The sequence below is a fragment of the Sphingopyxis terrae subsp. terrae NBRC 15098 genome, assembly GCF_001610975.1.
GTDB classification, from domain to species: Bacteria; Pseudomonadota; Alphaproteobacteria; order Sphingomonadales; family Sphingomonadaceae; genus Sphingopyxis; species Sphingopyxis terrae_A.
This window is the reverse complement of sequence record NZ_CP013342.1, coordinates 1,852,529-1,864,316: the sequence shown is the minus strand read 5'-3', so window position 1 is coordinate 1,864,316 and position 11,788 is coordinate 1,852,529. Positions and strand designations below refer to the sequence as shown.

Here is an 11,788-nt window from a genome sequence, read left to right as displayed (position 1 = left end):
GCCGCGCGCAGCAGCGCGGGAAAAAATCCTGGGCCGAATTTTAAACGGATTTTCCAGCGGTTTAGCATAGCCGCACCCCTGCTTGTTTCACTCGTGTGACACCGACGTAACACAGCCGTCATGGGCGATTGTCACAGGCCCCCTCGATCCGCCGGCACAGGGCGCCGGCGGCCATCTGGACAGGGGCTCTTTCCATGACACTGATTCGCAGTTGCCGTTCGCGCATCCTTCTCGGCACCGGCCTGGTCGCGGCCATGCTCGCTCCGGCGAGCGCCTTCGCTTCCGACATCGTCGGCATCGTCACCGACGCCACAGACACGCGCGCGCTGCAGAGCGCTGAGGTTCGCATCGTCGAACTGGGCCGCGTTGCCGAAGCTGGCCGCGACGGCAGCTTCCGTTTCGGCGACGTGCCCGCCGGTACCTACACGCTCGAGGCGCGCTACGTCGGCGCCGAGCCCGTACGCAGCACGATCGACGTGCCCGCAACCGGCGGAGTCACGGTCAATTTCAGCCTCGGCGGCGCGAACGACATCCTCGTCGTCGGACAGGCCGCGAACCAGGCCAGCGCGCTGTCGCGTCAGAAAGCCGCCGACGGCGTCGAAAGCGTCCTGACGCGCGACGCGATCGGTCAGTTCCCCGACCAGAATGTCGCCGAATCGCTGCGCCGCCTGCCGGGCGTCAACATTCTGAACGACCAGGGCGAAGGCCGCTTCGTCTCGGTGCGCGGGCTCGATCCCGAACTCAACGCCTCGTCGCTCAACGGCGTGCGCCTGCCGGCACCCGAAAGCGATGTCCGTTCGGTGGCGCTCGACGTTATTTCGTCGGACACGATCGAATCGATCGAGATCAAGAAATCACTGACTGCCGACATGGATGCCGACACGATCGGCGCCTCGATCGAGATTCACACAACCAGCGCGTTCGACCGCCAGCGCGACCTCTATTCGGCGCGTATCGAGGGCAGCTACAATGATTATTCGGGCAAGCTGACCCCCAAAGGCAGCCTCGATTTCGCGACGCGGGTCGGCGACAATTTCGGCATCGCGGGCAGTATCAGCTATTACAAGCGCAAGTTCGAAACCGACAATGTCGAAGCCGGCGACTTCTGGAAAGAAGCCGACGGCGTCGCCTTCGCCCCCGAAATCGAATATCGCGACTATGACGTCACCCGCGAGCGGATCAGCGGCGCGCTGTCGTTCGACTGGCGCGCGTCGGACACCACCAAGGCCTATATCCGCGGCAATTTCAGCCAGTTCGACGACCATGAATATCGCCGCCGCACGACGATCATCTTCAACGAAGATCCCGCCTCGGGCGACGCGAACAGCGCCTTCTTCACCGATGCCGACGGCCGCATCGAAGTCCGCCGCGACCTCAAGGACCGGTTCGAGCGTCAGCGCATCCGCACCGTCGTCGTCGGCAGCGACACCGACACCGGCGTGTGGAAATTCAACTGGTCGGCAAGCTGGGCCAAATCGAGCGAGCGCGAGGATTTCTCGATCGACCCGCTGCGCTTCCGCGCCCGCTTCAACGACGATGGCGTCGATGTGAACATGGATTACAGCAATCCGCGCGTGCCGCTCTACAGCGTCACCGCCGGCGCCGCGCTGTTCAACGATCCCACCGAATATGGCTTCAACCGCCTCGAACTCACCGACCTGTCGGACAGCCAGGACGAGGAATATGCGGTCAAGGCCGACCTCGCCCGCACCTTCGCCGGCGACAAGGGCGACTTCACGATCCAGGGCGGCATCAAATCGCGCTGGCGCGACAAGAGCTATAATTTCAACCTCATTTATTATGGCGATTATAACGGCGACTTCACCCTCGCCGACGTGCTGGGCCAGCAGACCTATCGCCTCACCGATATCGGCCCCGTGGCGAGCAAGACCGGTCCGGCCGCCTTCTACAATGCCAATCTCGGCAATTTCGAGGTCAACCAGTATGAGACCGACCTCGGGTCGAACAGCAGCGACTATTCGGTCAGCGAGAATATTCTGGCGGGCTATCTGCTGGGCCGCTGGGACAGCGACACGCTGCGCGTGATCGGCGGCGTCCGCGTCGAACGAACCAAGAATGTGCTCAACGGCAACCTCGTCGCCGACGACGGGTCCGACGTGTTCGTCACGCCGGTGTCCTACCGCCGCAACTATACCGACTGGCTGCCCAGCATGACGATCCGCTTCCAGCCGCAGCAGGATCTCGTGCTGCGCCTGGCGGGCTCGCGCAGCATCGTGCGTCCGAAGCTGTCGAAGCTCGCGCCGCGCTTCACGATCAACGAGGATGACGAGGCCGAATTCGGCAACCCCGACCTGCTGCCCTACAAGGCGTGGAATCTCGACGCGGGCGCCGAATATTATTTCGGTCGCAACGCCGCGCTGAGCATCGGCGGCTTCTACAAGTCGATCGACAATTTCATCGTCGATGGCTTCTTCGAGGACAGCGACGCGCCCTATAACGGCGTGTATCGCGGCACCGCCTTCAGCGAGGCGATCATCCCGGTGAACGGCGACAAGGCCGAGGTCGCCGGGCTCGAAGCAAGCTACAGCCAGGTGTTCGACATGCTGCCTGCACCCTTCGACGGGCTGCTGGCACAGGCCAATTACACTTACACCTGGTCGAAGGCGAAGCTGTTCGACGGCCGCAGCATCGCGCTGCCGTCAAATTCGCGCAACACCTTCAACCTCGTGCTCGGCTATGAAAAGGGGCCGATCGACATCCGGCTGGCCGGCACCTACCGCGACAAATATCTCGACGAAATCGGCGGCGATGCGGAAACCGACCGCTATGTCGACAACCACTTCCAGCTCGACCTGTCGGTCAAGTTCAAGCTCACCGACAATGTCCGCCTCTATGGCGAATGGGTGAACATCAACAACGCCAAATATTTCGCCTATCAGAATTATGCGAGCAGCCAGCGGCTGCTCCAATATGAAGAATATGGCTCGACGTTCAAATTCGGCGTCAAGGCCAGTTTCTGAGGAGGGCGAGGCCATGACGACGGGAGCGCGGCGCCGCCGCAACCGCTGGATCCTGCCGATCGCGCTCGCCGCGATCGGCGCCATCCCCGCCGTGGCGGGGGCGTCCGCCGCCGGCGGCGCCCTGCCCCGTTCCCCCGGCATGCCCTATGCGCCGCGCAACCTGCCCGACCGCATAGTCCTCACGCCCGGCTCCGATCCGGCGCGCGAGATGGCGGTCGCCTATCGCACCGACACCGCACAGGCCGAGTCCCAGGCCCAGATCGCGGTGTCGGTCGACGGGCCGACGCTCGAGGAAAAGGCCCGGCTCGTGACCGGCACCGCGGTGCGGGTCGACAGCAGCTACGGGCCGGCGCTCTATCACCAGCTGCGCTTTACCGGGCTCACGCCCGACACCGTCTATGCCTACCGCGTGAAGGGCGCGGCGGGATGGAGCGAATGGTATCAGTTCCGTACCGCAGCAGCCGAAGCCAAACCCTTCCGCTTTCTGTATCTTGGCGATGTCCAGAACGGCATCCTGACCTATGCCAGCCGCGTCATCCGGCAGGCGTTCCACGCCAACGGCGACATTCGCCTCGTCCTCCATGCCGGCGATCTCGTCGGCCAGCGCGACGACCTCGACCATGACGACGAATGGGGCGAATGGAACCAGGCGGGCGGCTATAATTACGCGATTGTCCCGCAGCTGCCCGCGACCGGCAACCATGAATATGTCGACGCTCTCGCGCCTGACGGCAGCGAAAGCCGCCGGCTCGGTCCCTATTGGCCCGCGCAGTTCGCGTTGCCGTCGAACGGCGCCGATCCGGTCAAGGCGACGACCTATTTTGTCGATTATCAGGGCGTGCGCTTCATCGTCCTCGACGGCACTTCTGCCCTCGACCTCGGCACGGTGGCGGCGCAGACGCGCTGGCTCGATGCCGCGCTGGCATCGAGCAAGGCCAACTGGAATGTCGTGCTGTTCCACCAGCCCGTCTTCACCTGTGCCCGGCCCGACGACACCAAGGAAATCAAGGCGGCCTGGAAGCCGGTGTTCGACGCGCGCAAGGTCGATCTCGTCCTGCAGGGACACGACCATTGCTACAGCCGCCTGACGTCCGAAGCCGGTCGCGAGGCCAGCGCCAGGGCGCGCGCCGACGGCAGCGTGCAGGGGCCGGTCTATCTGGTCTCGGTCACCGGATCGAAGATGTACGCGCTCAACGACCGCACCCCATGGCAACCCGACAAGGTCGCCGAGGCGACCGAACTCTATCAGATCGTCGATGTCGAACCGCGGCGGCTTGCCTTCCGGACCTTCACCGCGTCGGGCCGCCTCTATGACGGTTTCACGCTCGAACGCCGCGCCGATGGCGCCAATATCCTGCGCGAAATCGATGAACCGACGATCGCGGCGCGGCGGTGCAGCGGCCCTGTCGGGCCCGACGGCGGCGCCTGCGTCGCGCGCGGCAAACGACCGGGCCGCTTGTTCGGCATGACAGGGGAATTTCGATGATGTCTTTGCGCCCGCGGCAGCTCGCCGCTTCGATCGGCTTTGCCGCCCTGCTCGCCGGATGCGCCGCGCAGCAGGGGCCGGCGATCCACGGCCTGCCGCCGGTCGCCGTCACCGCCGACGGCGAAACCGCCCCCGTCGGCACGGCGAAGGCCGACGCCGCCGACGATCCGGCGATCTGGGTCGATCCGGCCGATCCCGGCCGCGCGCTGATCATCGCGACCGACAAGAAGGCGGGGCTGCACCTTTATGACCTTGCCGGCCGCGACCTCGCCTTTCTGGAAGGCGGACGCGTCAACAATGTCGATGTCGCCGGCAATATCGTCGTCGCGAGCGACCGTAACGACGGTGTGAACGCGCATCTCGCGGTCTTCGCGCTCGACGGTGCCAAGCCCGCGCTGACCAGCCTCGGCCGCGCCTCGGCCGGCCCCGGCGAAGCCTATGGCCTCTGCCTCAAGCGCAGCGCGCCCGGCGAGCCGGTGACGGCAGCCCTCATTATCAAGGACGGCACGGTGCGCGTCGGCACGCTGAAGCTCGCCGAGGGGGCCAAACCCGCCTTCGCCGTGCAGTGGGAGCATAAGATACCGACCCAGTCCGAAGGCTGCGTCTTCGACGGCGACACGCTGTATGTCGGTGAGGAGGACGCTGGCATCTGGCGGCTGACGCCGAACGCGAGCGGCGTCGATGCGAAGCTCGTCGCGCCCGTCGACAACCAGCGGCTCGTCGCCGACGTCGAGGGGCTGGCGACGATCGACCACAAGGGGCAGCGCTATCTGATCGCATCGAGCCAGGGCGACAGCGCCTATGCGGTCTTCCGCCTGCCCGACATGGACTATGTCGGCCGCTTCGCCATTTCGGCGGGACGCTATGGCGCGACCAGCGAGACCGACGGCATCGAGGCGGTCGCGGGCAATTTCGGCGCGGCCTATCCCGGCGGCCTGTTCCTGGCGCAGGACGGCGACAATGCGCCCGCAGCGCAGAATTTCAAGCTGGTGCGCTGGGACCGGATCGCGGCGGCGCTGGGCCTGCAATAGGAAACCTCCCTTCCGCGAAGGCGGGGACCGCTGGCGATATATCGCATGGCCCCCATGCGGCCCCAGCCTTCGCGGGGGCGACGACCCTTGCCCAAATGCCCGCACCCGCCTAGGGGGGCCGCGTCTTTCCCGTCTTGCAAAGGCCGCCCTTCCCATGACCGATCTCGTTCCCGTCCGCCGCGCGCTCCTTTCCGTCAGCGACAAGGCGGGCCTCGCCGATCTTGCCGCGGCGCTCGTCCGCCATGGCGTCGAGCTGGTTTCGACCGGCGGCACCGCCAAGGCGCTGCGCGATGCGGGGCATGACGTGCTCGACGTCTCCGACCTCACCGGCTTTCCCGAGATGATGGACGGCCGCGTCAAGACGCTGCATCCGACGGTACACGGCGGCATCCTGGCGGTACGCGACGATGCCGCGCATGTCGCATCGATGAAGGCGCATGGCATCGGCGGCATCGACCTTGTCGTCGTCAACCTCTACCCTTTCCTTCAGACGGTGATGAGCGGCGCGGACCGCGATACGATCATCGAGAATATCGACATCGGCGGGCCCGCGATGGTGCGCTCGTCAGCGAAGAACCACGCCTTTGTCGGCATCGTCACCGAGCCCGAGGATTATGCGGCGGTAATCGCCGAGATGGACGCCAATGGCGGCGCGACGACGCTCGGCTTGCGCAAGCGGCTCGCCGCGACCGCCTTTGCACACACCGCCACCTATGACAGCATGATCGCGCAATGGTTCGCCTTTGCCGATCAGGGCAAGCTTTTCCCCGACACGCTGCCGCTCACGACCAGGCTGTCGGGCGAACTGCGCTATGGCGAAAATCCGCACCAGAAGGCGGCGCTCTACCTCCCCGTCGGTCCGTCGGCGCGCGGCGTCGCGCAGGCCGAGCAGGTGCAGGGCAAGGAGCTTAGCTACAATAATCTCAACGACGCCGACGCAGCGCTCGAACTTGTCGCCGAATTCCGCGACGCCGACCCGACCTGCGTCATCGTCAAGCACGCCAATCCCTGTGGGGTGGCCACCGCAGCCACGCTGACCGAGGCTTATGACGCCGCGCTGAAATGCGACGACGTCTCGGCCTTCGGCGGCATCATCGCGGTCAACCGCAAGCTCGACGGCGCGACGGCCGAGGCGATCAGCAGCATCTTCACCGAAGTTGTCTGCGCGCCCGATGCCGAAGCCGACGCGCGCGCGGTGTTCGCAAAGAAGAAGAACCTCCGCCTGCTGCTCACCGGCGACCTGCCCGACCCGGCGCGCGGCGGGCTGGTGATGAAGGCGATCGCCGGCGGCTGGCTGGCGCAGACGCGCGACAATGGCCGCATCACGCGCGATGACCTGAAAGTCGTGACCGACCGCGCGCCGACCGACGAGGAGCTGGCCGACGCGCTCTTCGCCTGGACCGTCGCCAAGCACGTGAAGTCGAACGCCATCGTCTATGCCAATGGCGGATCGACCGCTGGCATCGGCGCGGGACAGATGAACCGCCGCGACAGCGCGCGCATCGCCGCGATCAAGGCGCGTGAAGCGGCCGAGAGCCACGGCTGGGCGAGCCCGCGCACCGTCGGCAGTGCGGTCGCGAGCGACGCCTTCTTCCCCTTCGCCGACGGGCTGCTCGCCGCGGTCGAAGCAGGCGCCACCTGCGTCATCCAGCCGGGCGGCTCGATCCGCGACGACGAGGTGATCGCCGCGGCGAACGAAGCCGGCCTGGCGATGGTGTTCACGGGGATGCGGCATTTCCGGCACTGACGCTGATTTTCGAACCGTCATCCGGGCGAAGGCCGGATTGACGAGAGATGAAGGAAGCGTGCTCCTGTCTCGACTTCGGGCACCGCGAACGGCATAGGGAAGCCGGGATCGTCCTGATCCGCAACCAAGGACCAGCATGACCGCCATCCCCCGCAACAAGTCGATGATCCAGCGCCTTTATGGTTGGACGATGGAGAAGTCGGCGCATCCGCACGCCGAATATTGGCTGGCGTTGGTGTCGTTCGTCGAGGCGAGCTTCTTTCCTATCCCGCCGCATCCGATGCTGGGGCTGATGTGCCTCGCCGAGCCCAAGAAGGCCGTGCGCTATGCGCTTATCTGCACGCTCGCCTCGGTCGCGGGCGGGATGCTGGGCTACGGGATTGGCTTCTTCCTGTACGAAAGCGTCGGACTGTGGCTGCTCGGCGTGCTCCATCTGACCGAGAGCTTTCCTGCCGCTGCCTGCTATCTGCGCGACTATGGCGCCGAGATCATCCTGGTGAAGGGGGCGACGCCGATTCCCTTCAAGCTGCTGACGATCACCGCCGGCTTCATCCACATGAACTTCGTCACCTTCCTGTGGGCAAGCCTCGCGAGCCGCGCCTTTTCCTTCATGCTGGTGGGCCTGTTGTTCCGCCTGTTCGGGGCGCCGATCAAGGCGTTCATCGACAGATATCTCGCCTGGGTCGCGGGCGGCTTCATCATCCTCGTTGTCGGTGGCTTCATCGCCGCGAGCGCGCTGTCGGGCGGCGGCAGCAAGACCGCCGACAAATGCAGCCATGCGACGCTGGAAAGCATGGGGCTGGGTCGGGAGTAATCAAATATCTTCGTCATTGCGAGCAAAGCGAAGCAATGACGGGCCCTTTTAGATTAGACTACTCGTTCGCGGCCTGATGCAGCCAGTCGGCGTGGCGCGGGGCCTTTTTCGTCCGGCTCCATTCTTCGAGCATCAGCGGCGCGACGCGCGCGAGTTCGGCATATTGTTCGTCGGTGCCGATGTCGCACGCCAGTTCGACGCGGTGGCCATTGGGGTCGAAGAAATAGATCGACTTGAAGATGCCGTGATGCGTCGGACCGAGCACATCGACGCCATTCGCTTGGAGATGCGCCTTGGCGCCGACCAGCTCGTCATAACTGCCGACCTTGAAGGCGAGGTGCTGGACCCACTTGGGCGTATTTTCGTCGCGGCCCATGTCGGGCTGGTTCGGCAGCTCAAAAAATGCAAGGATATTGCCGTTCCCCGCGTCGAGAAAGACGTGCATGTACGGATCATATTCGCCGGTTGAGGGCACATGATCCTCGGCAAAGGCGGTGGTATAGGTCATGCCGAGCATGGCCTCATACCATTCGACCGTCTCCTTCGCGTCCTTGCAGCGATAGGCGGCGTGGTGGACGCCGCCCAATTTGATCGGACTCGTCATTCGGCGGGCTCCTCGACATTGAGCGCGCCGCGGCGGATCTGGTCCAGTTCCATCGACTTGAACAGCGCGGTGAAATTGCCCTCGCCGAAGCCTTCATCCTTCTTGCGCTGGATGAACTCGAAGAAAACGGGGCCGATCACGGTCTGCCCGAAAATCTGGAGCAGCAGGCGGGGATCGCCCTCGGTCGTCGATCCGTCGAGCAGGATACCGCGCGATTTGAGGTCATCAACCGGCTCGCCATGGCCGGGCAAGCGGTCGGCGAGCATCTCGTAATAGGTTGCGGGCGGCGACGGCGCGAAGGGATTGCCGAGCGCCTTGAGCTTGTCCCACGACGCGTAGAGATCGTCGCAGCTGAAGGCGATATGCTGGATGCCCTCGCCATTATAGGCGCGCAGATATTCCTCGATCTGGCCGCCACCGCCCGCGCCTTCTTCGTTCAGCGGAATGCGGATCTTGCCGTCGGGGGCGGTCATCGCCTTCGAGGTCAGACCGGTATATTCGCCCTTGATGTCGAAATAGCGGATTTCGCGGAAGCCCGCGATGCGTTCGTAAAAGGCCGCCCAATGCGCCATGCGCCCGCCATAGACATTGTGCGTCAGGTGATCGATCACCTTCAGCCCCGCCCCTTCGGGATAGCGGTCGACGCCATCTTCATAGACGAAGTCGATGTCATAGATGTTCAGCCCGTCGCCATAGCGGTCGATCAGATAGATGATCGAGCCGCCGATGCCGCGGATCGCGGGCAGGCGCAGTTCCATCGGGCCGGTCTTGACCTCGACCGGCTCGGCCCCGCGCGCAATCGCCTCGGCATAGGCTTTCGCCGCGTCGCGGCAACGCCAGCCCATGCCGCACGCCGACGGGCCATGCTCGGCGGCGAAATAGGCCGCGGGCGATTTGGGTTCGTAATTGGCAATCAGGTTGATGTCGCCCTGCCGCCAAAGCGCCACATCCTTCGAGCGGTGCCGCGCGATGCGCGTGAAACCCATGCGCTCGAACACCGGTTCGAGCATGCCCTTTTCGGGCGCCGAAAATTCGACGAATTCGAAGCCGTCGAGGCCCAGCGGATTGTCGAACAGGTCGGCCATGGTCAGTCCCTTAATGTGGTTTCAATTGAAACTATTATGATGGATCGCGGACCGCGAGTCAATGCCGGGGCGCTTCAGATAGACCGTCGCCTGCGCTCGGGCGACGCTTCTCGTCGCAGCGACTACGCCGCTTCCTCAATCGCCTCGAGCGCGCTCATCCATGCCGCCTCGACGCGTTCCAGCTCGGATGCGAGCTTGCCGCGGCGCTGCGCGAGATCACCCATCGTCAGCTTGGCAAGCGCCGGCTCGGCGCTCGCGGGGTCGAACATTGCGCGGTCAATCGCGCTGACCTGCTGCGCGAGCTTGGCCGCGCGCGCCTCATGATCCTTGGCGGTCTTGCGTAATGCCGCCTGGGCTTCGCGGGCTTTTGCCGCTTCCTGCCGCGCCGCCTTTGCATCCTTCGGCTTCGCGGGCGCGGCCTTCGCATCGTCGCCCGACGGCGACTTGCCGAGAATGAACGCGACATAATCGTCCATGCTGCCGTCGAAATCGCGCGCCGTTCCGTCATCAACGAGGACCAGCCGGTCGGCCGAGAGTTCGAGCATATGGCGGTCGTGGCTGACGATCAGCACCGCGCCCTCGAAGCCGTTCAGCGCCTGCACCAGCGCCTCGCGCGCATCGACGTCGAGGTGGTTGGTCGGTTCGTCGAGGATCAACAGGTGCGGCGCCTCGCGCGTGATCAGCGCGAGCGCGAGCCGCGCCCGCTCGCCGCCCGACAGCTTGCCGACCTCGGTCGTCGCCCTGTTACCCGAAAAGCCGAAGCGTCCCAGTTGCGCGCGCACTGCGCCGGGGGTCTTGCCCGCCATCACGCGCGTCATATGACCGAGCGGGGTATCGGCGCCGTCGAGTTCCTCGACCTGATATTGGGTGAAATAGCCGACGCGCATCTTGCCGGCGACCGCCATGCCGCCCTCTTCGGGCTTCAACTGAGCCGCGAGCAGGCGCGCCAGCGTCGTCTTGCCGTTGCCGTTGCGGCCGAGCAGCGCGATGCGGTCGTCGGGATCGATACGCAGGTTCAGGCGGCGCAACACCGGCGCGCCGGGCGTATAGCCGACGCTGGCAAGGTCGAGCGTGATCAGCGGCGGCTTGAGTTCGTCGCCGGGGCTCGGGAAATCGAACACCAGGCTCGGATCGTCGGCAATCGCCGCAATCGGCTGCATACGGGCGAGTTGCTTGGCGCGCGACTGCGCCTGCTTCGCGGTCGAGGCGCGCGCGCTGTTGCGGGCGATATAGTCCTGCAATTTGGCGCGCTGCGCGTCCTGCGCCGCCTTCGCCGCCGCAAGCTGCGCCGCGCGTTCGGCGCGCTGGCGCTCGAACGCGTCATAGCCGCCGGCGTAGAGCGTCACCTTCCCGCCTTCCAGATGCAGAATATGGTCGACGACATTATTGAGCAGGTCGCGTTCATGGCTGATCACGACAAGTTGCCCCGGATAGGCGCGCAGGAAGCTTTCGAGCCACATCGTCGCTTCGAGGTCGAGGTGGTTCGACGGTTCGTCGAGCAGCAGCAGGTCGGGGTTCGAAAAGAGCAGCGCGGCAAGCGCGACGCGCATTTTCCACCCGCCCGAAAAGCTGTCGAGCGGGCGCCCCTGCATATCCTCGTCGAAGCCGAGACCGATCAGGATGCGCGCGGCGCGCGCTGGCGCGGTATAGGCGTCGATCGCGATCAGTCGCTCGTGAATGTCGGCGAGCCGGTCGGGGTCGGATTCGATCTCTGATCGTTCGAGCAGGTCGGCGCGTTCGGTATCGGCGGCGAGCACGGTTTCGAACGGCGTCGCGCTGCCGCTCGGCGCTTCCTGCGCGATATAGCCGAGACGCGTCTTGCGCGGCATTTCGATCCCGCCGTCGTCGGCTTCGAGTTCGCCAATCATCACTTTCATCAGCGTCGACTTGCCCGCACCGTTGCGACCGATCAGCCCGGTGCGGCTTTTCGGCGGCAGGCTGGCGCTCGCGCGGTCAAGAATGGTGCGGCCGCCCAGTCGCACGGTCAGATTGTTGATCGTCAGCATGGGCGCGCGCCTAGCACGGCTGTCCGCCGGTGCG

Annotated in this window: 8 protein-coding genes; 5 read left to right on the top strand and 3 right to left on the bottom strand. The window is 65.2% G+C overall.

Features of this window, described 5'->3' with window-relative positions:
* Positions 1 to 194: 194 nt before the first annotated feature.
* From AOA14_RS08960 to AOA14_RS08940, 5 genes are all read left to right on the top strand, one after another.
* A complete protein-coding gene (locus AOA14_RS08960; protein WP_062901541.1) occupies positions 195 to 2,981 on the top strand; it encodes a TonB-dependent receptor in 2,787 nt (928 codons plus the stop codon).
* 13 nt (positions 2,982 to 2,994) lie between these two features.
* The gene (locus AOA14_RS08955; protein ID WP_238929762.1) at positions 2,995 to 4,467 is read left to right on the top strand and encodes a purple acid phosphatase family protein; all 1,473 of its coding nucleotides are present in this window, start codon (positions 2,995 to 2,997) and stop codon (positions 4,465 to 4,467) included.
* Positions 4,464 to 5,498, top strand: a complete 1,035-nt coding sequence (locus AOA14_RS08950; RefSeq protein ID WP_062901540.1) for a phytase — start codon at positions 4,464 to 4,466, stop codon at positions 5,496 to 5,498. Before AOA14_RS08955 ends, AOA14_RS08950 begins: the two co-directional genes overlap by 4 nt.
* Before the next feature lie 154 nt (positions 5,499 to 5,652).
* Positions 5,653 to 7,245: a bifunctional phosphoribosylaminoimidazolecarboxamide formyltransferase/IMP cyclohydrolase gene (gene purH, locus AOA14_RS08945; protein ID WP_062901539.1), complete on the top strand. Its 1,593-nt coding sequence runs from the start codon at positions 5,653 to 5,655 to the stop codon at positions 7,243 to 7,245.
* A gap of 163 nt (positions 7,246 to 7,408) precedes the next feature.
* Positions 7,409 to 8,059, top strand: coding sequence for a YqaA family protein (locus AOA14_RS08940; RefSeq protein ID WP_062903086.1), 651 nt, complete (start codon positions 7,409 to 7,411; stop codon positions 8,057 to 8,059).
* A 58-nt stretch (positions 8,060 to 8,117) separates the two neighbouring features.
* On the opposite strand, the gene AOA14_RS08935 is transcribed toward AOA14_RS08940, so the two are convergent.
* The 3 genes from AOA14_RS08935 to AOA14_RS08925 form a co-directional block, all read right to left on the bottom strand.
* Positions 8,118 to 8,663 (bottom strand): VOC family protein, encoded by a 546-nt coding sequence (locus tag AOA14_RS08935; protein ID WP_062901538.1) that lies wholly within the window; start codon positions 8,661 to 8,663, stop codon positions 8,118 to 8,120.
* A complete protein-coding gene (gene hppD / locus AOA14_RS08930; RefSeq protein ID WP_062901537.1) occupies positions 8,660 to 9,748 on the bottom strand; it encodes a 4-hydroxyphenylpyruvate dioxygenase in 1,089 nt (362 codons plus the stop codon). The genes AOA14_RS08935 and hppD overlap by 4 nt, the downstream gene beginning before the upstream one ends.
* Positions 9,749 to 9,870: 122 nt before the next feature.
* The gene (locus tag AOA14_RS08925) at positions 9,871 to 11,754 is read right to left on the bottom strand and encodes an ABC-F family ATP-binding cassette domain-containing protein (protein ID WP_062901536.1); all 1,884 of its coding nucleotides are present in this window, start codon (positions 11,752 to 11,754) and stop codon (positions 9,871 to 9,873) included.
* Between the last annotated feature and the right edge of the window lie 34 nt (positions 11,755 to 11,788).